The organism is Piscinibacter sp., from assembly GCF_047600445.1.
In the GTDB taxonomy this organism is placed as follows: Bacteria; Pseudomonadota; Gammaproteobacteria; order Burkholderiales; family Burkholderiaceae_C; genus Piscinibacter.
In genome coordinates this window covers 537,443-559,795 of the sequence record NZ_JASGKT010000002.1, presented here as the reverse complement: position 1 = coordinate 559,795, position 22,353 = coordinate 537,443, and the positions used below count along the sequence as shown (strand labels likewise).

General features: G+C 71.7%; 19 protein-coding genes. 1 reads left to right on the top strand and 18 read right to left on the bottom strand.

Features of this window, described 5'->3' with window-relative positions; all coding sequences use genetic code 11:
* Positions 1–13 precede the first annotated feature (13 nt).
* The 16 genes from lpxC to mraZ all read right to left on the bottom strand — a co-directional run bounded on the left by lpxC (position 14) and on the right by mraZ (position 18,450).
* The gene (gene lpxC, locus QM792_RS06635; RefSeq protein WP_415148628.1) at positions 14–949 is read right to left on the bottom strand and encodes a UDP-3-O-acyl-N-acetylglucosamine deacetylase; all 936 of its coding nucleotides are present in this window, start codon (positions 947–949) and stop codon (positions 14–16) included.
* Positions 950–1,089: 140 nt separating this feature from the next.
* Positions 1,090–2,289 carry a cell division protein FtsZ gene (gene ftsZ, locus QM792_RS06630; protein ID WP_415148626.1) on the bottom strand — a complete coding sequence of 400 codons (1,200 nt, stop codon included), beginning with the start codon at positions 2,287–2,289 and terminating at the stop codon, positions 1,090–1,092.
* Between the two features lie 151 nt (positions 2,290–2,440).
* Positions 2,441–3,670 carry a cell division protein FtsA gene (ftsA, locus tag QM792_RS06625; RefSeq protein ID WP_415148624.1) on the bottom strand — a complete coding sequence of 410 codons (1,230 nt, stop codon included), beginning with the start codon at positions 3,668–3,670 and terminating at the stop codon, positions 2,441–2,443.
* Positions 3,671–3,673: 3 nt separating this feature from the next.
* Positions 3,674–4,486: a cell division protein FtsQ/DivIB gene (locus tag QM792_RS06620; RefSeq protein WP_415148623.1), complete on the bottom strand. Its 813-nt coding sequence runs from the start codon at positions 4,484–4,486 to the stop codon at positions 3,674–3,676.
* A 3-nt stretch (positions 4,487–4,489) separates the two neighbouring features.
* On the bottom strand, positions 4,490–5,449 hold the full coding sequence (locus QM792_RS06615) for a D-alanine--D-alanine ligase (protein WP_415148621.1): 960 nt from the start codon (positions 5,447–5,449) through the stop codon (positions 4,490–4,492).
* Complete coding sequence (gene murC / locus QM792_RS06610) at positions 5,446–6,855, bottom strand: UDP-N-acetylmuramate--L-alanine ligase (RefSeq protein ID WP_415148620.1); 1,410 nt, start codon at positions 6,853–6,855, stop codon at positions 5,446–5,448. Before murC ends, QM792_RS06615 begins: the two co-directional genes overlap by 4 nt.
* Positions 6,856–6,961: 106 nt before the next feature.
* The gene (murG, locus tag QM792_RS06605) at positions 6,962–8,038 is read right to left on the bottom strand and encodes an undecaprenyldiphospho-muramoylpentapeptide beta-N-acetylglucosaminyltransferase (protein ID WP_415148618.1); all 1,077 of its coding nucleotides are present in this window, start codon (positions 8,036–8,038) and stop codon (positions 6,962–6,964) included.
* Complete coding sequence (ftsW, locus tag QM792_RS06600) at positions 8,035–9,318, bottom strand: putative lipid II flippase FtsW (protein ID WP_415148617.1); 1,284 nt, start codon at positions 9,316–9,318, stop codon at positions 8,035–8,037. Before ftsW ends, murG begins: the two co-directional genes overlap by 4 nt.
* The gene (gene murD, locus QM792_RS06595; RefSeq protein ID WP_415148615.1) at positions 9,315–10,841 is read right to left on the bottom strand and encodes a UDP-N-acetylmuramoyl-L-alanine--D-glutamate ligase; all 1,527 of its coding nucleotides are present in this window, start codon (positions 10,839–10,841) and stop codon (positions 9,315–9,317) included. The genes ftsW and murD overlap by 4 nt, the downstream gene beginning before the upstream one ends.
* Positions 10,841–12,019, bottom strand: coding sequence for a phospho-N-acetylmuramoyl-pentapeptide-transferase (gene mraY, locus QM792_RS06590; protein ID WP_415148613.1), 1,179 nt, complete (start codon positions 12,017–12,019; stop codon positions 10,841–10,843). Before mraY ends, murD begins: the two co-directional genes overlap by 1 nt.
* Positions 12,009–13,394, bottom strand: a complete 1,386-nt coding sequence (locus QM792_RS06585; RefSeq protein WP_415148612.1) for a UDP-N-acetylmuramoyl-tripeptide--D-alanyl-D-alanine ligase — start codon at positions 13,392–13,394, stop codon at positions 12,009–12,011. The genes mraY and QM792_RS06585 overlap by 11 nt, the downstream gene beginning before the upstream one ends.
* Positions 13,391–14,875, bottom strand: a complete 1,485-nt coding sequence (locus QM792_RS06580) for a UDP-N-acetylmuramoyl-L-alanyl-D-glutamate--2,6-diaminopimelate ligase (RefSeq protein WP_415148610.1) — start codon at positions 14,873–14,875, stop codon at positions 13,391–13,393. Before QM792_RS06580 ends, QM792_RS06585 begins: the two co-directional genes overlap by 4 nt.
* Complete coding sequence (locus QM792_RS06575; RefSeq protein ID WP_415148609.1) at positions 14,875–16,698, bottom strand: peptidoglycan D,D-transpeptidase FtsI family protein; 1,824 nt, start codon at positions 16,696–16,698, stop codon at positions 14,875–14,877. The genes QM792_RS06580 and QM792_RS06575 overlap by 1 nt, the downstream gene beginning before the upstream one ends.
* Positions 16,695–16,991: a cell division protein FtsL gene (gene ftsL, locus QM792_RS06570; RefSeq protein WP_415148607.1), complete on the bottom strand. Its 297-nt coding sequence runs from the start codon at positions 16,989–16,991 to the stop codon at positions 16,695–16,697. The genes QM792_RS06575 and ftsL overlap by 4 nt, the downstream gene beginning before the upstream one ends.
* Entirely contained in the window at positions 16,988–18,010 is a 1,023-nt protein-coding gene (rsmH, locus tag QM792_RS06565; RefSeq protein WP_415148606.1) for a 16S rRNA (cytosine(1402)-N(4))-methyltransferase RsmH, read from the bottom strand. Before rsmH ends, ftsL begins: the two co-directional genes overlap by 4 nt.
* Complete coding sequence (gene mraZ / locus QM792_RS06560; RefSeq protein WP_415148605.1) at positions 18,010–18,450, bottom strand: division/cell wall cluster transcriptional repressor MraZ; 441 nt, start codon at positions 18,448–18,450, stop codon at positions 18,010–18,012. The genes rsmH and mraZ overlap by 1 nt, the downstream gene beginning before the upstream one ends.
* Before the next feature lie 230 nt (positions 18,451–18,680).
* Between mraZ and QM792_RS06555 the strand changes: the two genes are divergently transcribed.
* Positions 18,681–20,534 (top strand): AMP-dependent synthetase/ligase, encoded by a 1,854-nt coding sequence (locus QM792_RS06555; protein WP_415148604.1) that lies wholly within the window; start codon positions 18,681–18,683, stop codon positions 20,532–20,534.
* 4 nt (positions 20,535–20,538) lie between these two features.
* Here QM792_RS06555 and QM792_RS06550 read toward each other — a convergent pair whose 3' ends face one another.
* Complete coding sequence (locus tag QM792_RS06550; protein WP_415148603.1) at positions 20,539–21,108, bottom strand: NnrU family protein; 570 nt, start codon at positions 21,106–21,108, stop codon at positions 20,539–20,541.
* 27 nt (positions 21,109–21,135) lie between these two features.
* Positions 21,136–22,341 carry a multidrug effflux MFS transporter gene (locus QM792_RS06545; protein ID WP_415148601.1) on the bottom strand — a complete coding sequence of 402 codons (1,206 nt, stop codon included), beginning with the start codon at positions 22,339–22,341 and terminating at the stop codon, positions 21,136–21,138.
* Positions 22,342–22,353 lie beyond the last annotated feature (12 nt).

Sequence of the window (22,353 nt, the reverse complement as noted above, 5' to 3'; positions counted from 1 at the left end):
GCCGGCCCTTCCCTTACCAGGCCGGCGCGAGCTCGGACAATCCGCGCGGCAGGCGGGAGGGGTCGTCGATCGTGACGATGTCGTAGGCCTCGGGGTCGGCCATCAGCTTGCGCAGCAGCTTGTTGTTCAGCGCATGGCCCGACTTGAAGGCGCTGTAGGCGGCCAGCAGCGGGCGGCCGGCCATCGCCATGTCGCCGATCGCGTCGAGGATCTTGTGCTTGACGAACTCGTCGTCGTAGCGCAGCCCCTCGGCATTGAGCACCTTCGATTCGTCGACCACGATCACGTTGTCCATGCTGCCGCCCAGGCCCAGGCCGCGGGCGCGCATCATGTCGACGTCCTTGCTGAAGCCGAAGGTGCGGGCGCGCGCGATCTCGCGCTTGTAGTTGCCCGAGCCCATGTCGAAGGTGACGCGCTGGCCGGTCTGGTCGACCGCCGGGTGGTGGAACTCGATCTCGAAGCTCAGCTTGTAGCCCTCGAAGGGCTCGAGCCGCGCCCACATCAGCCGCGCGCCCTCGCCTTCGCGCAGTTCCACCGGCCTCTTGACGCGGATGAAGCGCTTGGGCGCGTCCTGCAATTCGATGCCGGCGCTTTGCAGCAGGTAGACGAAGGACGCGGCCGAGCCGTCGAGGATGGGCACCTCCTCGGCGGTGAGGTCGATGACGAGGTTGTCCAGCCCCAGGCCGGCGCAGGCCGACAGCAGGTGCTCGACCGTCTTGACCTTGGGCGCGCCCGGGTCGCCGCCGGGCGAGAGCGTGGTGGCCATGCGCGTGTCGCTGACCACCTCGGCCGACAGCGCAATCGCCACCGGCTGCGGCAGGTCGACACGGCGGAACACGATGCCGTGGTCGGGCGGCGCGGGGCGCAGCGTCAGCTCGACGCGCTGCCCGCCGTGCACGCCCACGCCGACGGCGCGCGTCATCGACTTGAGGGTGCGTTGCTGCAGCATGGCCGGGATTGTCCCCGATCGCGGCAAGACGCGCCGCCCCCACCGTTCGGGCCAAGCGACCGCCGCGGATCCGGCTCCGCCGGGCCGCTGGGGCGCCCCCTTCGAGGGGGAGCGCCGTCAGGCGCTCCGGGGATGGTCGATCAATCCGCCTGTTTTCTGAGGAAGGCGGGGATCTCGATCTCGTCCATGCCGTGGCTGGCCAGCGCGTCGACCTTGGCGGCCGCGGTGCGGCCGTTGCGCCACACGCTGGGCGTGTTCAGCGCGGTGTAGTCGTGCGCCGGCGGCGTGCTCTGCACCGGCGTGGTCAGCACCGGGATGTTGTCGGTGCCGGTGCGCTGCGCCGGCGCGCTGTGCACCACCTGGATCGGCGCGGCCTGCTGGCGCTTCACGGGCGACAGGCCGGTGGCGATCACCGTCACGCGGAGCTGGTCGCCCAGCGAGTCGTCGTAGGCCGCGCCGAAGATCACGTGGGCGTCTTCCGCGGCGTAGCGGCGGATCGTGTTCATCGCGTTCTTGCTCTCCGACAGCTTGAGGCTGCCGCGGCTGGCCGCGATCAGCACCAGCACGCCGCGCGCGCCCGAGAGGTCGATGCCTTCGAGCAGCGGGCAGGCCACCGCGCCCTCGGCGGCCTTGTTGGCGCGGTCCGGGCCGGTCGCGATCGCGGTGCCCATCATCGCCTTGCCGGGCTCGCTCATCACCGTCTTCACGTCCTCGAAGTCGACGTTGATCGACGCGTCGATGTGGATGATGTCGGCGATGCCGCCCACGGCGTTCTTCAGCACGTCGTTGGCCTGCTTGAAGGCCTGGTCCTGCGAGATGTCGTCGCCGAGCACCTCGAGCAGGCGCTCGTTGAGGATGACGATCAGCGAGTCGACGTTCGCCTCCAGCTCCTGCAGCCCGGCCTCGGCCTGCTTCATGCGGCGCCCGCCTTCGAACTCGAACGGCTTGGTCACGACGCCGACCGTCAGGATGCCCATCTCCTTGGCGATGCGCGCGATCACCGGCGCCGCGCCGGTGCCCGTGCCGCCGCCCATGCCGGCGGTCAGGAAGATCAGGTTCGCACCCGCGATCGCGTCGCGGATGCGGCCCTCGGCCTCCTCGGCCGCGGCCTGGCCGGCGGCCGGCTTGGAGCCCGCGCCCAGGCCGGTCGAGCCGAGCTGGATCAGCGCCTGGGCATTGGAGCGGTTGAGCGCCTGTGCGTCGGTGTTGGCGCAGATGAACTCCACGCCTTGTACGCCTTCGGCGATCATGTGCTCGACGGCGTTGCCGCCGCCGCCGCCGACGCCGATGACCTTGATCTTGGTGCCGAGGTCGAACTCTTCGATCATTTCGATGGGCATGGTGTATCTCCGTTTCCGTCTTGCAGTTGCCGTGTGGTGAGGTGCTTGCTTCTGGCTGCGCCGAGGCGCCGTTCTCGTTGTTCCGGTCTTCGCCGGATCGCTTGAATCGGGATGAAAGGGGGATCGTGGTTGTTCATGCGCCGCCCTTTCTTCAGAAGTTGCCGAGGAACCATTCCTTGGCGCGGCCGAACAGGGTCTGCACCGAGCCGGCCTGCTGCGCCGCGCGCTGGCCGCGCGTGCGCGCCAGGCGCGCCTCTTCGAGCAGGCCCATCACGGTGGCCGAGCGCGGGTTGGCGATCATGTCGGCCAGCGGGCCGCGGTAGGTCGGCACGCCCTTGCGCACCGGCTTCAGGAAGATGTCCTCGCCGAGCTCGACCATGCCCGGCATCACCGCCGCGCCGCCGGTGATGACGATGCCGGAGGACAGCAGTTCTTCGCAGCCGCTGTCGCGGATCACCTGGTGCACCAGCGAGTAGATCTCCTCGACGCGCGGCTCGATCACGCCGGCCAGCGCCTGGCGGCTGAGCATGCGCGGCGCGCGGTCGCCCAGGCCCGGCACCTCCAGGCTGTCGGCCGGGTCGGCGATCAATTGCTTGGCGACGCCGTACTCGATCTTGATCTCCTCGGCGTCCTTGGTCGGCGTGCGCAGCGCCATCGCGATGTCGCTGGTGATCAGGTCGCCGGCGATCGGGATCACCGCGGTGTGGCGGATCGCGCCGTCGGTGAAGATCGCCACGTCGGTGGTGCCGGCGCCGATGTCGACGATCGCCACGCCGAGGTCCTTCTCGTCGTCGGTCAGCACCGAGTGGCTCGACGCGCTCGGGTTGAGCACGAGCTGTTCCACCTCCAGCCCGCAGCGGCGCACGCACTTGACGATGTTCTCGGCCGCGCTGCCGGCGCCGGTGACGATGTGCACCTTCACCTCCAGGCGCCCGCCGCTCATGCCGATCGGCTCCTTGACCTCGTGGCCGTCGATCACGAACTCCTGCGCCTGCACCAGCAGCAGCCGCTGGTCGTTCGGGATGTTGATCGCCTTGGCGGTCTCGACGACGCGCGCCACGTCGACCGGCGTGACCTCCTTGTCGCGCACGATCACCATGCCGGTGGAGTTCTGGCCGCGGATGTGGCTGCCGGTGATGCCGGTGTAGACGCGCGTGATCTTGCAGTCGGCCATCATCTCGGCCTCCTTCAAGGCCTGCTGGATCGACGCCACCGTCGCGTCGATGTTGACCACCACGCCGCGCTTCAGGCCGTGGCTGGGCGCGACGCCGAGCCCGGCGATGCGCAGTTCGCCGTCGCCCTGCACCTCGGCCACCACCGCCATCACCTTGGCGGTGCCGATGTCCAGCCCGACGATCAGGTCCTTGTATTCCTTGGCCATGCTCTATTTCCTCCCGGTGCCGGCGGCGGCGAGGCCGCCGGTGGTCACGCCCTTGAGCCGCACCGCGTATCCCTCGTTGTGGCGCAGGTCGGCGTGCACCAGCGGGCGCTGGTGCTGCGCGATCACCTGCGGCACGGTGGCCACGAAGCGCTCCAGGCGCGCCGCCAGTTCGTCGTCGCTGCCGCGCCCGATCTCGATCACCGCGCCGCCTTCCAGCTCGATGCTCACCGAGCCGCGCCCCGACATGTCGAGCTCGGCGATGCCCATCTGCAGCGGCGCCGTCAGCGGCCGCAGGCGCTGGTACAGGCCGAGCAGGCGCGCCGAGCTGCCCTCGGGCCCGCTGAGCAGCGGCAGTTCGTCGTCCTCGACGTCGCCGGGGTTGGCGTCGAACACCTCGCCGAAGGTGTTGACCAGCTTGTCCTCGCCCTCCTCGGTGGCCCACAGCGCCGCGGCGCGGTGTTCCTCCAGCCGCACCGCCAGGCGGTTCGGCCAGATGCGCTGCACCACCGCGTGGCGCACCCAGGGCACGGCCTCGAAGGCCTCGCGCGCGCTGCGCAGGTCGAGCGAGAAGAAGTTGCCCGCCAGGCGCGGCATCGCGGCGGCGCGGATGGTCGCGGCGCTGTTGCGCGCCACGTCGCCCTCGACGCGGATCGCGCGCAACGCGAACACCGGCTGGCGCGCCAGCCACAGCGCCGCCACCGCCGCGAGCGCCAGCGCGCCGAGCGCGGCGAACACCACGGCGCCGGCGTTCATCAGGCGCACGTCGGCCGGCACGCCGGCGGCGCGCTGCGGGGTGGCGGTCTTGCGGCGGGCCATGCGTCAGCCGTCCAGGGCGGCGCTGGCCGCGATGCGCAGGCACAACTGCTCGTAGCTCATGCCGGCGGCCTTGGCCGACATCGGCACCAGCGAGTGCGAGGTCATGCCGGGGCTGGTGTTCATCTCCAGCAGGTAGGGCCTGCGGTCGCTGGCGCGCACCATCAGGTCGGCGCGGCCCCAGCCGCGGCAGCCGAGCGCGCGGTAGGCCTCGACGACGATGCGCTGGATCTCGCGCTCCTCCGCTTCCGGCAGGCCGCTGGGCACGAGGTACTGCGTGACGTCGGTGAAGTACTTGTTCTGGTAGTCGTAGGCGCCCTCGGGCGCGACGATGCGGATCACCGGCAGCGCGCGCGCATGCTCGCCTTCACCCAGCACCGGGCAGGTCAGCTCGTCGCCCTCGATGAACTCCTCGCACAGCACGACTTCGTCGTAGTTCGCGGCGAGCGCCACCGCGTCCTGCATCTGCGAGTAACCCTTCACCTTCGTCACGCCGATCGACGAACCCTCGTGCGGCGGCTTGACGATCAGCGGCAGGCCCAGTTCGTCGGGCACCCGCACGACACGCTCGCGCGAGCGCGCATCGCGCGGCAGCGCCACGTACCTGGGCGTCGGCAGGCCCACGGCCTGCCACAGCCGCTTGGTCATCACCTTGTCGATCGCGATCGCCGAGGCCATCACGCCCGAGCCGGTGTAGGGAATGCGCAGCAGTTCGAGCGCGCCCTGCACCGTGCCGTCCTCGCCGTGGCGGCCGTGCAGCGCGATGAAGGCGCGCACGAAGCCGCCGCGCTTCAGCTCGGCCAGGTCGCGCTCGGCCGGGTCGAAGGCGTGCGCGTCCACGCCCTGCGACTGCAGCGCGGCCAGCACGCCGCCGCCGCTCATCAGCGAGATCTCGCGCTCGGCCGAGCTGCCGCCCATCAGCACGGCGACCTTGCCGAGGCTTTTGGGATCCACGGTCGTGTTCATGCGGCGGCTCCCAGCAGTTCCAGCACGTGCTGCGCGGTGTGGCCGATCGAGCCGGCACCCATCGTGATGACGACGTCGCCGTCCTTCGCCTGCGCGGCGATGGCCTGCGGCATCGCCACCACGTCGTCGACGAACACCGGATCGACGCGCCCGGCCACGCGCAGCGCGCGCGCCAGCGCGCGGCCGTCGGCGGCCACGATGGGCGCCTCGCCGGCCGCGTAGACCTCGGCCAGCAGCACCGCGTCGGCGCTGCCCAGCACCTTGACGAAGTCCTCGAAGCAGTCGCGCGTGCGCGTGTAGCGGTGCGGCTGGAAGGCCAGCACGATGCGCCGGCCGGGGAAGGCGCCGCGCGCCGCCGCCAGCACCGCCGCCATCTCCACCGGGTGGTGGCCGTAGTCGTCGATCAGCGTGAAGCGCCCGCCGCCGCCGGCGTCGACCTCGCCGTAGCGCTGGAAGCGCCGGTCCACGCCGCGGAACTCGGCCAGGCCCCGCACCACCGGCGCGTCGGGCAGTTCCAGCTCGGTGGCCACCGCGATGGTGGCCAGCGCGTTGAGCACGTTGTGCTCGCCGGGCAGGTTCAGCGTGACCTCGAGGTCGGGCATGCGCACGCCATTGCGGCGCTGTACGGTGAAGCGCATCGTGCCGCCCTGCTGCGCCTGCACGTTCACCGCGCGCACCATCGCGTCCTCGCCGAAGCCGTAGCTGACCAGCGGGCGCGAGATCATCGGCACGATGGAGCGCACGCCGGCGTCGTCGGTGCACAGGATGGCCGCGCCGTAGAAGGGCATGCGGTGCAGGAAGTCGACGAAGGCCTGCTTCAGCTTCGCGAAGTCGTGGCCGTAGGTGTCCATGTGGTCGGCGTCGATGTTGGTGACCACCGCCATGATCGGCATCAGGTTCAGGAACGAGGCATCGCTCTCGTCGGCCTCGACGACGATGTACTCGCCCGAGCCGAGGCGCGAGTTCGCGCCGGCCGCGTTGAGCCGGCCGCCGATCACGAAGGTCGGGTCCACCCCGGCCTCGGCGAGCACGCTGGTGACCAGCGAGGTGGTCGTCGTCTTGCCGTGCGTGCCGGCGATCGCGATGCCTTTCTTCAGCCGCATCAGCTCGGCCAGCATCACCGCGCGCGGCACCACCGGGATGCGTTTGGCGCGCGCCGCGATCACCTCGGGGTTGTCGCCCTTCACCGCGGTGGAGGTCACCACGGCCTCGGCGCCCTCGACGTGCGCCGCGTCGTGGCCCACCGCGACACGTATGCCCAGCGCGGCGAGACGGCGCGTGACCGCGCTGTCGCCCTGGTCGGAGCCCGACACGGTGTAGCCGAGGTTGTGCAGGATCTCGGCGATGCCGCTCATGCCGGCGCCGCCGATGCCGACGAAATGGATGTGCTTCACCGCGTGCTTCATGACAGCCCCTCGTCCGACGAGTACGTCGGCCGATCCCCCGAGGGGATGCGGGCCGGCTTGGGAGCGGCCCGGCGCTCGGCCCGCATTGCGATGGCGGCGTTCTTCATCATGCGGCCACCAACCCTTCGATCTGGTCTGCGACCCGCGCCGCGGCCTGCGGCCGGGCGAGTGCTCTTGCCTTGGTCGCCATCGCGAGCAGGGCTTCGCGCGTCAGCCCGGTCAGCACTTCGGCCAGCCGCTTGGGCGACAGCTCGCTTTGCGGCAGGTGCAGGCCCGCGCCGCGCTCGGCCAGCCACTGCGCGTTGTCGCGCTGGTGCGAGGTGGTGCTGACCACGAGCGGCACCAGCACCGCGGCGACGCCGGCGGCGCACAGTTCGCTGACCGTCACCGCGCCGGCGCGGCAGACGATCAGGTCGCAGTCGGCCAGGCGCTGCGCCATGTCGTCGATGAAGGGCAGCAGTTCGCCCTCGACACCGGCGCGCTCGTAGCCGGCGCGCACGCTGTCGATGTTCGCCACGCCGGTCTGGTGCGTGACGCGCGGGCGCTGCCCGATGTCGATCAGCGCCAGCGCCTGCGGCAGCGCCTCGTTGAGCGCGCGCGCGCCCAGGCTGCCGCCGACCACCAGCACGCGCAAGGGGCCCGAGCGCCCGGCGAAGCGCCGCGCCGGCTCGGGCAGCGCCTCGATCTCGGCGCGCACCGGGTTGCCGGTCACGACCGCGCGCTTCACCTTGTCGACGCCCGGGCCGGCCAAGCCGAAGGCGATGCGGTCGGCCACCGGCAGCAGCGAGCGGTTGCTCAGCAGCAGCGCCGCGTCGGCGTTGACCAGCACCAGCGGCTTGCCCAGCAGCGCCGTCATCAGCCCGCCTGGGAAGCAGACGTAGCCGCCCATGCCCAGCACCGCGTCGGCGCGGCGCGTGCGCAGGATGCGCAGACAGGCCGCGAACGCGGCGAGCAGCCGGAATCCCCCGGTCAGCGTGTGCAGCAGGCCCTTGCCGCGCACGCCGCTGAAGGCGATCGTGTCCATCGCGATGCCCGAGGGCGGCACCAGCTTGTTCTCCATGCCGTGCGTGGTGCCCAGCCAGCTCACCGTCCAGCCGCGCGCGAGCATCTCGCGCGCCACCGCGAGGCCGGGGATCACGTGGCCTCCCGTTCCAGCGGCCATCACGACGAGGTGCTTCGTCATGCGCGGCCTCCCCGCATCAACTGGCGATTCTCCAGATCGATGCGCAACACGATCGCCAGCGCGACCAGGTTCATCACGATCGCCGAGCCGCCGTAGCTCATCAGCGGCAGCGTCAGGCCCTTGGTGGGCAGCACGCCGAGGTTCACGCCCATGTTGACGAAGGCCTGCCCGCCGAACCAGATGCCGACGCCCTGCGCGTACAGCCCGGCGAACACGCGGTCCATCGCGATCGACTGGCGGCCGATGTGGAAGATGCGCCGCGTCAGCCAGAAGAAGGCGACGATCACGCAGGCCACGCCGATGAAGCCGAGTTCCTCGCCGATCACTGCGAGCAGGAAGTCGGTGTGCGCCTCGGGCAGCCAGTTGAGCTTCTCGACGCTGCTGCCCAGGCCCTGGCCGAAGAACTCGCCGCGGCCGAAGGCGATCAGCGAGTGCGTCAACTGGTAGGCCTTGCCGAGCGCGTACTCCGGCTCCCAGGGTTCGAGGTAGGCGAAGATGCGCGAGCGCTTCTCCGGGCTGGAGGCGATCACCGCGACGAAGGACAGCACCAGCACCGCGCCGCTGGCCAGGAACATGCGCCCGTTGACGCCGCCGAGGAACAGCACGCCCATCGAGATCAGCGCGATCACCATGAAGGCGCCCATGTCGGGCTCGCGCAGCAGCAGCACGCCGGTGATGCCCAGCGCCACGGCCATCGGCCAGACGGCGCGCATGAAGTCTTCCTTCACGTCCATCTTGCGCGTCATGTAGCTGGCCGCGTACAGGCACATCGCCACCTTGGCGAGTTCGCTGGGCTGGAAGTTGATGAAGCCCAGCGGGATCCAGCGCCGCGAGTTGTTGACCACCTTGCCGACGAAGGGCAGCAGCACCAGCACCAGCATCACCAGCGCGGCGGCGAACAGCCAGGGCGCGGCCTTCTCCCAGGTGGCCACCGGCACCTGCACCACCACCAGCGCGGCCAGCACCGCCAGGCCGATCTGCAGCGCGTGGCGCGCCAGGAAGTGCGTGTGGGCGTAGCGCGCGAACTTGGGGCTGTCGGGCAGCGCCACCGAAGCGCTGTAGACCATCACGAGGCCGAGCGCAAGCAAGCCCACGACCACCCACACCAGCGCCTGGTCGAAGGCCATCAGGCGCGGCGGCTGGCCGCTGCCGACGCTGATCCAGTCGCGCACCGGCACCGGGCCGCCGCCGTCCTTCCTGTCGCGGCGCGTGAACAGGCCGGCGATGCGCCGGCCCCAGGCGCGCCAGTCGAAGCGGGCGGCGAGCGTGCTGGTGTTCATGCCGGCAGCTCCCCACGCTCGGCGGCGAGCGATTGCACCGTCGCGACGAAGACCTCGGCACGGTGCGCGTAGTTGCGGAACATGTCCAGGCTGGCGCAGGCCGGGCTGAGCAGCACGGCGTCGCCACTGTGGGCGCGCGCCAAGCACCAGCGCACCGCGGCTTCCAGCGTGTCGTGGCGTTGCAGCGGCAGCGGCAGGCCGGCCAGCGCTTCTTCGATGCGCGGCGCGTCGCGGCCGATGGTGGCCACCGCGCGGCCGTGGCGTTCCAGCGGCGCACGCAGCGGCGCGAAGTCCTGGCCCTTGCCGTCGCCGCCGAGGATCACCACCAGCCTGGCCGGCGCCTTGTCGGCGCCCAGGCCGTCGAGCGCGGCCACCGTCGCGCCGACGTTGGTGCCCTTGCTGTCGTCGAAGGCGTCGACGCCGTTGACCGTGGCCACGTATTCCACGCGGTGCGGCTCGCCGCCGTACTCGCGCAGGCCGTGCAGCATGGGCGCCAGCGGGCAGCCGATCGCGGTGGCCAGGGCCAGCGCGGCCAGCGCGTTGGCGGCGTTGTGGCGCCCGCGCACGCGCAGCGCGTCGGCCGGCATCAGGCGCTGGATGTGCAGTTCCTCTTCGGCCTCGCCCTTGCGGTGCTTGAGCGTCTCGTCGGCCTCCGTCGCGCGCACCAGCCAGGCCATGCCGTTTTCGGTGCGCAGGCCGAAGTCGCCCGGCCGCGTCGGCTCGCCGAGGCCGAAGCGCACGACGCGGCGGGCCATCGGCTTGGCGCCGCGGCCCTTCTGCGCGATCGGCTCGGGCACCAGCTTCTCGATCGCCGGGTCGTCGCGGTTGACCACCATCACCGCGTCCTTGCCGAACACGCGCGCCTTGGCGGCGACGTAGGCGGCCATCGTGCCGTGCCAGTCGAGGTGGTCTTCGCTGATGTTCAGCAGCGCCGCGGCGTCCGGCTCGAAGCCCTTGGCCTCGTCGAGCTGGAAGCTGGACAGCTCCAGCACCCACACCTCGGGCAGCGCCTGCGCGTCGAGCGCGTCGGCCAGCGTCTGCAGCATGGTCGGGCCGATGTTGCCGGCCATCGCGACGCGCCGGCCGGCGCGCTCGACCAGCAGCGCCGTCATCGCCGTCGTCGTGGTCTTGCCGTTGGTGCCGGTGACGGCGAGCACCCTGGGCGCGTAGCCGCGTTCGGCCTTCAGGTCGGCCAGCGCGCGCGCGAACAGATCCAGCTCGCCCTGCACGAGGATGCCGCTGTCGGCGGCGCGCGCCAGCGGCGCGGCGATGCGCGTGTCGGTCGGCGCGAGGCCGGGGCTCTTGAGCACCAGCTTCACGCCGGCGAAGGCGTCGTCGCCGAGTTCGCCACGCAGCCGGCGCGCCTGCGGCAGCGACTCGGCCAGCGCCGCGTCGCCGGGCGCGGCGTCGCGCGAGTCCCAGGCGCGCACGCGCGCGCCGTGGCGGGCGCACCAGCGCGCCAGCGCGACGCCGGAGTCGCCCAGGCCCAGCACCAGCACGTCGATGTCGTCGAGATGCTTCATCAGCGCAGCTTCAGGCTCGCCAGCCCGATCAGGCACAGCAGCATGGTGATGATCCAGAAGCGCACGACCACCTGCGTCTCCTTCCACCCCGATTTCTCGAAGTGGTGGTGCAGCGGCGCCATCAGCAGGATGCGCCGGCCCTGGCCGTACTTCTTCTTCGTGTACTTGAACCAGCCCACCTGGGCCATCACCGACAGCGCCTCCAGCACGAAGACGCCGCCCATGATCCCGAGCACGATCTCCTGCCGCGTGATGACGGCGATGGTGCCCAGGGCGCCGCCGAGCGAGAGCGCGCCCACGTCGCCCATGAACACCTGGGCCGGGTAGGCGTTGAACCACAGGAAGGCCAGGCCCGCGCCGGCCATCGCGGCGCAGAAGATCAGCAGTTCGCCCGCGCCGGGGATGTACGGGATCAGCAGGTAGCGGCTGAACACCGCGTTGCCGGTGAGGTAGGCGAAGATGCCCAGCGCCGAGCCCACCAGCACCACCGGCATGATCGCCAGGCCGTCGAGCCCGTCGGTGAGGTTGACCGCGTTGCTCGCGCCGACGATCACGAAGTAGGTCAGCGCGATGAAGCCGAACACGCCCAGCGGGTAGCTCACCGTCTTGAAGAAGGGCACGATCAGGTCGGCCTTGGGCGGCAGGTCGGTCGAGAAGCCGCTCTGCACCCAGCGCAGGAACAGCTCCAGCACGCGCAGGTTGGAGGTCTCCGACACGCTGAAGGCGAGGTACAGCGCCGCCAGCAGCCCGATCACCGACTGCCAGAAGTACTTCTCGCCCGAGCGCATGCCCTCGGGGTTCTTCTGCACCACCTTGCGCCAGTCGTCGACCCAGCCGATCGCGCCGAAGCCCATGGTCACCAGCATCACGATCCAGACGAAGCGGTTGCTCCAGTCGAACCACAGCAGCGTCGCGACGCCGATGCCGATCAGGATCAGCACGCCGCCCATGGTCGGCGTGCCGCTCTTGGCGAGGTGTGCCTGCACGCCGTACTCGCGGACCGGCTGGCCGATCTTCAGCTCGGTCAGGCACCGGATCACCCAGGGCCCGAAGGCCAGGCCGATCAGCAGCGCGGTCAGCGCCGCCATCACCGCGCGGAAGGTGAGGTACTGGAAGACGCGGAAGAAGCCGAACTCCGGCGACAGCGTCTGCAGCCACTGCGCGAGGCTAAGCAGCATGGGCGCCTCCTTCCGCGAGCGCGGCGACGACGCGCTCCATCTTCATGAAGCGCGAGCCCTTGACGACGATGGATTGCGCGGCCGGTGCTTCATTCAGTGCGGTGATCAATGATTCGACGCCATCGAAGTGCCGCGCGCCGGCGAAGGCCGCCGCGGCGTGGCGCGTCAGCTCGCCGGCGCACCACAGCGCCTCGATGCCGCGCTGCCGGGCGTAGCCGCCCACCTCGGCGTGGAAGGCGGGGCCCTGGTCGCCCACCTCGCCCATGTCGCCCAGCACCAGCCAGCGCGGGCCGGGCAGGCCGGCCAGCACGTCGATCGCGGCGCGCACCGAATCCGGGTTGGCGTTGTAGCTGTCGTCGACCAGCGTGACGCGCCGGCCGTCGCGCTCGAAGGTCTTCAACTGCGAGCGGCCCTTGACCGGCCGGAAGCCTTCGAGGCCGCGCCGCACCGCGTCCAGCGGGCCGCCGGCGGCCAGCACGCAGGCCGCCGCGGCGAGCGCGTTGCGAACGTTGTGCGCGCCGGCCACGCGCAGCGCGATGCGCGCGGCGCCGGCCGGCGTGTCGATGCGCAGGTCCCAACGGTCGCCCTGCCAATCGGCGCGGCCCGTCACCTCGGCCGCGCCCCCGGTCGTGAAGCGCATCAGCGCGCGCGTGCCGGCCAGCTCGCGCCACAGCGGCGCATGCGCGTCGTCGGCCGGGAACACCGCCGTGCCGCCGGCCGGCAGCGCGGCGATCACGCTGCCGTTCTCGCGCGCCACCGCCTCGACGCCGGCCATGAACTCCTGGTGCTCGCGCTGCGCGTTGTTGACCAGCGCGACGCCCGGCGCGGCGACGGCCGCGAGACTGGCGATCTCGCCGGGGTGGTTCATGCCCAGCTCGACCACCGCGGCGCGATGCCATTGCTCGTCGTTCTGGCGCAGCCGCAGCAGCGTCATCGGCACGCCGATGTGGTTGTTCAGGTTGCCCTCGGTGGCCAGCGCTGCCTCGCCCAGCCAGGCGCGCAGGATGGCGGCGATCATCTGCGTGACGGTGGTCTTGCCGTTGCTGCCGGTCACCGCCACCAGCGGCAGCGTGTGCGCGGCGCGCCACGCGCCGCCCAGCGCGAGCAGCGCGGCGCCGCTGTCGGCCACTTCCAGGCCGGCCAGGCCGGCCGCTTCCAGGCCGCGCTCGGCCAGCGCCGCGACGGCGCCGCCGGCCCGGGCCTGCGCGAGGAAGTCGTGCGCGTCGAAACGCTCGCCGCGCAGCGCGACGAACAGGTCGCCGGCGCGCAGGCTGCGCGTGTCGCTGTGCACGCGCTCGACGACGGTCGCACCGTCGCCGACGAGGCGCGAGCCGGGCAGCAGCGCATGCAGGCGGGCGAGCGTGGCCATGCTCATGCGCGGGCCTCCAGCGCGCGGCGCGCTTCGTCGAGGTCGGAGAACGGCAGCTTCACGCCCGCCACGTCCTGGTAGTCCTCGTGGCCCTTGCCGGCGAGCAGGATCACATCGTTGTCGGCCGCTTCACGCACGCTCGCGACGATCGCCGCGCGGCGGTCTTCGATCACCCGCGCATCGCCCGTCACGCCCGCGCGGACCTGCGCCAGGATCGCGCCCGGGTCTTCATGGCGCGGGTTGTCGCTGGTCAGTACGACACGGTCGGCCAGCCGCTGCGCGATCGCGCCCATCAGCGGCCGCTTGGCGCTGTCGCGGTTGCCGCCGCAGCCGAACACCGCCCACAGCCGGCCGCCGCGCTGCGCGGCGAAGGGGCGCAGCGCGAGCAGCGCCTTTTCCAGCGCGTCGGGCGAGTGGGCGTAGTCGACCACCACCTCCGGCCCCGGGCGCGGCGCGACGACACGCTGCATGCGCCCCGGCACCGGGCTCAGCACCGCGCAGGCCGCGGCGGCGTCGGCCAGCGGCACGCCCAGCGCGCGCAGCCCGCCGATCACGGCCAGCAGGTTCGACACGTTGTATTCGCCGATCAAAGCGCTGCGCACCGCGGCGCGCGCGCCGGCTTCGAGCACCTCGAACGCCAGGCCGCCGTCGCGGTAGCCGATGCCTTCGGCGCGCAGCCGCGCGTCGCCGCGGCGCAGCGAGTAGCTCCAGGCCTCGGGGCCGTGCAGGCCGGCCAGCAGCTCGCCGCCCTTGGCGTCGTCGAGGTTGAGCACCGCGGCGCGCAGCCCCGGCCACGCGAACAGCGCGCGCTTGGCCTGCCAGTAGGCGGCCATGTCGGCGTGGTAGTCGAGGTGGTCCTGCGTGAAATTGGTGAACATCGCGACCGCGAAGCGCGTGCCCGCGAGGCGCTGCTCGGCGATCCCGATCGACGAGGCCTCGATCGCGCAGGCCGCGAAGCCCGCGTCGGCGAAGCGGCGCAGCGAGCGCTGCACCGTCACCGGGTCGGGCGTGGTCAGGCCGGTGGACTCGAGCGCGCCGGGCGGTTCACCGATCCCCAGCGTGCCGATCACCGCGCAGCGCCTGCCCAGGTGCCGCAGCGCCTGCGCCGTCCACCACGCGGTGGAGGTCTTGCCGTTGGTGCCGGTGGTCGCCACCACTGCCAGCGCGTCGCTCGGCCGCGCGTAGAAGGCGTCGGCGATCTCGCCGGTGCGCGCCTTCAGCCCGGCCAGCGTGGCGACCGGCGCATCGGCGCCGAAGTCGAACGCCGCCGCGCCTTCGGCTTCCACCAGGCAGGCCGCGGCGCCGGCCGCGAGCGCGGCCTTCACGTACTGCCGCCCGTCGTGCGCGTAGCCGGGCCAGGCGATGAAGGCCTCGCCCGGCCGCACGCGGCGGCTGTCGACGGCCAGGCCGCGCACGCCGCGCTGCGCCAGCCAGGCGCAGGCGGCGCGCGTGTCGGCCAGCGGCTGCACGGTGTACGGCGCGGCCATCAGTAGTTCTCCTGCACCGAGGGCAGGTCGTGCGCGACGATCTGCGACTTCACGTCGAGATCGGGCGGCACACCCATCGAGCGCAGCGTCTGCTGCACCACCTGGCTGAACACCGGCGCGGCCACGTCGCCGCCGAAGTACTTGCCGGCGCGCGGCTCGTCGATCATCACCGCGACCACGATGCGCGGCTTGTCGGCCGGCGCCAGGCCGACGAACCAGCCGCGGTGCCGGTCGCTCGCGTAGCGCTTCTCGTGCTTGAGCCACTTGCGCGAGGTGCCGGTCTTGCCGGCCACCGAGTAGCCCGGCACCTGCGCCTTCAGCGCGGTGCCGCCGGGGCTGGTGACCATCGCGAGCATCTTGCGCACGGCCCGGGCGGTCTGCGGCGTCACCACCTGCTGGCCCACCGCCGGCGCGGGCGGCTGGCCATCTTCGGGCAGCACCAGCGAGATCGGCACCATGTCGCCCTCGCGCGCGAACACGGTGTAGGCCTGCGCGAGCTGCATCAGCGACACCGACACGCCGTAGCCGAAACCGACCGTCGCCTGGTCGATCGGCCGCCACGACTGCCAGGCGCGCAGCCGGCCGGTCTCGCGGCCGGGGAAGTCGATCTGCGGCTTCTGCCCGAAGCCGACGCGGGTGTAGAAGTCCCAGATCTCGCGCGCCGGCATCGACATCGCCATCTTCGCGGTACCGACGTTGCTGGAGCGCTGCACGATCTGCTCGACCGTCATCTGCGGCAGCGAGTGCTCGTCGGTGATCGGCAGCCCGGTGATGAAGAGCTGCCTCGGCGTGGCCAGCACCTCGGTGGGCCGGAAGCGGCCCGACTCCAGCGCCAGCGCGGCGATGAAGGGCTTCATCGTCGAGCCCGGCTCGGCGGTGTCCGACAGCGCGAGGTTGCGCCGCGCCGACACCGCGCCGGCGCCGCGCTGCCCGGGCACGAAGCTCGGGTAGTTCGCCATCGCCAGCACGCCGCCGCTTTGCGCGTCCAGCACCACCACGCTGCCGCTGGCGGCGCGGTGCTCCATCACCGCGTCGCGCACGCGCTGGTAGGCGTAGAACTGGATCTTCGAGTCGATCGTCAGGCGCAGGTCGCGGCCGTCCACCGGCTGCACGCTCTCGCCGATGTCCTCCACCACGCGGCCGCGCGCGTCCTTGATGACGCGGCGCTTGCCGTCGGCGCCGGAGAGCGCGCGTTCGTGCGCGAACTCCACGCCCTCCTGGCCGCGTTCGTCGGCGTTGGTCGAGCCGATCACGTGCGCGGCCGCCTCGCCCTCGGGGTACTTGCGCTTGTACTCGCGCACCTGGTGCACGCCCTTCAGGCCGAGCGCGGCGACGTCCCTGCCGACCTGCTCCTCGACCTGGCGGCGCAGCCACACGAAGGTCGGGTGGCGCTGCAGCCGCTCGTCCAGCTCGGCGGCGCTCATGCCCAGCGCCTTGGCGAGCCGGCGGCGCTCGCCGCGATCGGCGTCGACGTCCTTCGGGATCGCCCACACCGACGGCGCCGGCACGCTGACGGCGAGGATCTGGCCGTTGCGGTCGAGGATGCGGCCGCGGCTGGCCGGCAGGTCGAGGTTGCGCGCGAAGCGGATCTCGCCCTGCTTGCGGAAGAAGTCGTTGCCCAGCACCTGGATGTACAGCGCGCGGCCGAGCAGCACGACGAAGCTCGCCGCCAGCACGCCGACGACGAGCTTGGAGCGCCACGGCGGCGTCCGCGAGGCCAGCAGCGGGCTGGTGGAATAGGCCACGCTGCGCGCCGGCAGCGCGCCGCCGCGCGGGCGCGGCGCTGCGCGCCGGCGTTCGAGCAGGCGGCGCAGGCGCTTCATCGCGCGGCTCCCGGGGCGCTGGCCGGCGCCGCGCCGTGCGTCACGTACATCGTCACCGCCGGCGTGGCGTTGCGCATCGCCAGCCGCTCGCGCGCCACGCGCTCGACCTTCAGCGGCGTGGCCTGCGCCTGGCGCTCGGCCTGCAGGCGCTCGTGGTCGGTGGCCAGCGCCTTCTCCTCGTTGCGCGCGGCGTCGAGTTCGGCGTACAGGCGCCGCCCGTCGTACGACACGCCGACGAGATAGACGCAGCTCGCCAGCAGCGCGAGGAACAGCAGGATGTTCAACCGGTTCATGACTGCCCCCCGCGCGCCGGGTACGGCGCACGGCCCCCCGAGGGGGCCTCGCCCGCCTTGGGACGGCCCGGCGGCGGGCTCGACGCCGCCGCCCCCGTGCGCTCGGCCACGCGCATCACCGCCGAGCGCGCGCGCGGGTTGGCGCGCACCTCGGCGTCGGAGGGCTTGACGCGCGCCAGCGCCTTGAGCCGGTGCGCCTTCTCGGGCGCGAACGGCGCGCGGCGGTCCACCTCGCTGCGGCTCTCGCGCGCGATGAAGGTCTTCACGATGCGGTCTTCCAGCGAATGGAAGCTGATCACGACCAGGCGTCCCGACGGTTGCAGCAGTTCGACCCCGGAGCTCAGGCCTTGTTCGAGCTCCGCAAGCTCGGCGTTGACGTGAATCCGAAGGCCTTGAAATGTGCGCGTTGCAGGGTCCTGGCCCGGTTCACGGGTCTTGACCGCACGAGCCACGACTTCGGAAAGTTGCCCTGTGGTTCGAACAGGGTTCCCGCTTTCGCGCCGAGCAACAAGCGCCTTTGCAATCGGTACAGCAAACCGTTCTTCCCCATGATCACGGATCACCTCTGCAATAGCGCGCTCGTCGGCGCGGGCCAGGAATTCCGCCGCGCTCTCGCCGCGCGTCGGGTCCATTCGCATGTCCAGCGGCGCGTCATGGCGGAAGCTGAAGCCGCGCGCGGGGTTGTCGATCTGCGGCGAGCTGACGCCCAGGTCCAGCAGCAGTCCGTCGATCGCCGTCACGCCCAGTTCGGCCAGGCGCGTTTTCATCTCGGAGAAGCGCGCGTGCACGATCGAGAAGCGCGCATCGGCGATCGTCGCGTGCGCCGCGGCCACCGCCTCCGGGTCGCGGTCGAAGGCGAGCAGCCGGCCGCCCGGCGCGAGCCGCGCCAGCAGCGCGCGCGAGTGCCCGCCGCGGCCGAAGGTGCCGTCGACATAGACTCCCTCCGTGCGCGTGACCAGCGATTCGATCGCTTCGGCCAGCAAGACGGTGGTGTGTTGCCATGCGCTGCCGCTGTCCATCAGTAGTGCAGGCTGTTCAGCGAGGCCGGCGGCGGCTCGGCGCAGGTCTTGGCTTCCTGCGCTTGGTAACGCTGCTTGTCCCACACCTCGAGGCAACTGCCCATGCCGAGCATGAACACATCGCGGGTCAGCCCCGCGTACTCGCGCAGCGCCGGCGCGATCAGCACGCGCCCGCTGCCGTCGACTTCCACTTCGGTGGCGTTGCCCAGGTACAGGCGGCGCCAGCCGATCGCGTCCATCGGCAGTGACATCACGCGCGCCGCGAACTCGGCCCACTCGGCCGGCGCGAACACCAGCAGGCAGCCGTGCGGGCTCTTGGTAATGGTCAGCTTCGTGGCGTTCTGGCCGGCCAGGACCTCGCGATGGCGCGCCGGCATCGCGATGCGCCCCTTGACGTCGAGGGTGAGGTCCGCAGGCCCCTGAAAGCCGAGATTCGCCACAAAAAACCACTAAAGTGCACTTTGCGCCACTTTAGCGGATCGCTGACGGCCGGGTCAACGAACTTGTAAAGAAAAATCAGTGGAATCAATCACTTAGCGCCCATTTCAGAAGCACTCTCGCGAAACTTTTCTTTCAAAAACAAGCACCTGCGGGAACCACTGAAAGTGAACGATGAGGTTTCCGCCTGTGCCCCGCCTCCCGAGCCAGGGGGCGCCATGAGACTTTGTTCATGAACACGTCATCCCTGGTCGGCGAACTCGCCGCGCTCGCCACCCTTCCTCAACTGTTCGCCTGGCGCATCGCGCGAAGCCCCGAGGGCCAGGCCTATCGCTGGCACGACGAAGCCGCCGGCGGCTGGATCTCGCTGAACTGGGCCCAGGCCGGCCAGCGCATCGACGGCTGGCGACGCGCGCTGGCCGCCTTCGGGCTGCGCCATGGCGAGCGCGTGGCGATCCTGCTGCCCAACGGCATCGCCGCGGTGTGCATAGACCAGGCGGCGCTGGCCGCCGGCGGCGTGCCGGTGCCGCTGCACGCGATCGACAACGCCGGCAGCATCGCCTACATCCTGGCCGACTGCGAAGCCGCGCTGCTGGTGCTCGCCGACGCGGCGCAGTGGCAGCGCATCCGCGCGGTCGGCGTCGCGCTGCCGGCGCTGCGCGGCGTGGTCGTGGCCGACGATGCCGGGCTGCCGCCGCCCGAGGCCGGCGACCCACCGCTGCAACGGCTGGCCGACTGGCTGGCCGCCGGGCGCGACGCGGCGCTGCCGGTGCAAGGCCCGCGAGCGGACGACCTCGCCGCGATCGTCTACACCTCCGGCACCACCGGCAAGCCCAAGGGCGTGATGCTGACGCACGCCAACGTGATGGCCAACCTGCGCGCCATCGTCGAGCGTGTCGGGCCGCGCGAGGACGACGTGTTCCTGTCCTTCCTGCCGCTGTCGCACACCTTCGAGCGCACCGGCGGCTACTACCTGCCGATCGCCGCGGGCAGTTGCGTCGCCTACGCGCGCTCGGTGGCGAGCATCGCCGACGACCTGCTGACGGTGCGGCCGACGGTGCTGATCTCGGTGCCGCGCATCTACGAGCGCGTGTTCGCGAAGCTGCAGGAGCAGCTCGCCGCCTCGCCGCTGAAGCAGCGCCTCTTCGCCGCGGCGCAGGGTGTCGGCTGGCGGCGCTTCTGCCGCGCGCAAGGCCTGGCCGACGACGCGCTGGCCGGCGACGGCGCCGCGCAGCGCGCGCTCGACGCGCTGGCCTGGCCGCTGCTCGAACGGCTGGTGGCGCGGCCGCTGCTGGCGCGCTTCGGCGGGCGGCTGCGCATCGCGGTCAGCGGCGGCGCGCCGCTGTCCACGCCGATCGCGCACTGCTTCCTCGGTCTGGGGCTTCCGCTGCTGCAGGGCTACGGCATGACCGAGACCTCGCCGGTGGTGTCGGTCAACGCGCCGCACGACAACGACCCCGCCAGCGTCGGCCGCGCGCTGGCCGGCGTGGAGGTTCGCATCGCCGAGAACCGAGAACTGCAGGTGCGCGGCCCCTCGGTGATGAAAGGCTACTGGAAGCGCCCCGAGGACACCACGCTCGCGCTCGAGGCCGACGGCTGGCTGCACACCGGCGACCAGGCCGAGATCGTCGACGGGCGCATACGCATCCGCGGGCGCATCAAGGAGATCATCGTCACCTCCACCGGCGAGAAGCTGCCGCCGGCCGACCTCGAACTGGCGATCTGCGCCGACCCGCTGTTCGAGCAGGCCTTCGTGGTCGGCGAGAACCGTCCCTTCGTGGCCTGCATCGCGGTGGTCGGCGCGGCGGCGTGGGCGCGGCTGGCCGCCTCGCTCGGGCTGGACGCCGACGACCCGGCCGCGCTGAACGCGCCGGCCGCGCAGCGCGCCGCGCTGGAGCGCATCGAGGCCGCGACCCGCAGCTTCCCGCGCTACGCGGTGCCGCGCGCGCTGTGGCTGACGCGCGAGCCGTGGACGATAGAGAACACCCTGCTGACGCCGACGCTCAAGCTCAAGCGCCTGAACCTGATGAAGCGCTTCGGCGAGGAGATCGAGGCCCTGTACCGCCGCAGCGCGCCGCCGCGCTGAAGGCTCAGATCAAGGGCATGCCGATCAGCCAGCGGTGCCCCGCCATCACGAACCAGCCGTACAGCGCCAGCCCGAGCAGCACCACGATCGCGTCGTTGAAGCGCCCGGCCGGCGCGCCGGGCAGCGGCCGCTGCACGCGGCGTTTCATCGAGATGCGGTCCGCCACCGCCCAGGCGAGGAAGCCGCCGAACAGCAGCACGTCGGCGAGGTTGCCGTTGGCCAGCACGTGCGCCAGCGCCCACAGCTTGGTGGCCACCAGCATCGGGTGCTTGGCCGCCGTCTTGATGCGCCCGGGCAGGTAGGCCGCCAGCAGCAGCGGGAACACCGGCAGCATCAGCAGCAGCGCCACGTGGCGCAGCGCGAGCGGAGGAACGTACAGGGCCACCGGCGCCTGCCGGGCCTGGCCGTAGCCGACGACGATCAGCACGAAGCCGGCCAGCGCAGCCAGCGAGTACAGGCCCTTCCAGGCGTTCTCGCCGAGGCGAGCGGCGCGCGCGTCGCGCCACGCCGGCGCGACGATGGACGCCGAATGCACGCCGAGGAAGATCACGAGGCCGAGGATCAGCAAGGTCATGACGCGGCTCCTGGATGCGGCGGATTGTCAGCTCACGCGCGGCTTGACCCACACCCAGGCGACGATGCCGATGCTCATCATCAGCAGCGAGGCGACCGCCAGCGCGATCGCCGAATGCATCACCAGCGGCGCGATCACGCCGGCGACGAAGCCGTTGGCCACGCTGCCCACGCAGGCCTGCAGCGAGCTGGCCATGCCGCGCCGGTCGGGCGCGAGGTCGAGCACCATCAGCGTGACCACCGGCACCATCAGCGCCCAGCCGAAGGCGAAGATCGCGATCGGCCACAGCGCCCACCACGCGCTCGGCTCGAACAGCAGGTTCAGCGCGACGTTGGCCAGCGACACCAGCAGCATCACCACGAAGCCGTGGCGGATCTGGTGCTTGGGCTTGATGCGCCCGGCCAGCCGCCCGGACAGGAAGGAGCCGGCCATGATGCCGGCGATGGTCAGCGTGAAGAACCAGAAGAACTCGCCCGGCGCGAGGTGCAGCAGCTCGCCGAGGAACACCGGCGCCGACAGCACGTAGAGGAACATGCCGTTGAACGGTATGCCGCTGGCCAGCGCGAGCATGAAGAAGCGCGGGTTGGACATCAGCTGCCAGTAGCCGCGCAGCAGGTGCGGCACGTTGAAGGGCTGCTTGTGCGTGGCGTGCAGCGTCTCGGGCAGCAGTTTCCAGTTGGCCAGCCAGAGGATCGCGGCCACGGCGGTGAGGAACCAGAAGATCGCGTGCCAGTTGGCGTGCACGAACAGGAAGCCGCCGACCATCGGCGCCACCGCCGGCGCGACGCCGAAGTAGATCGTCACCTGCGACATCACGCGCTGCGCGTCGGCGGGCGGGAACATGTCGCGTATCACCGCGCGCGACACCACGATGCCGGCGCCTGCCGACATGCCCTGCACCGCGCGCCAGAACACCAGCGCGCCGATGTGGTTGGCCAGCGCGCAGCCGGCCGAGGCCACGCCGAAGGCCGCGATGCCCCACAGCACGACGGGCCGGCGCCCGAAGCTGTCGGACAGCGCGCCGTGGAACAGGTTCATGATCGCGAAGCCGAACAGGTAGGCCGAGAGCGTCTGCTGCATCTCGGTGGGCGTGGCGCCGATCGACGCCGCGATGCCGCTGAAGGCCGGCAGGTAGGTGTCGATCGAGAACGGCCCGAGCATGCCCAGGCAGGCCAGCAACAAGGCCAAAGCCCAGCGCGGCGCGCGCCACAGGCTGTTTGCGTCGGGGTTCATGCGTGCTGCGCT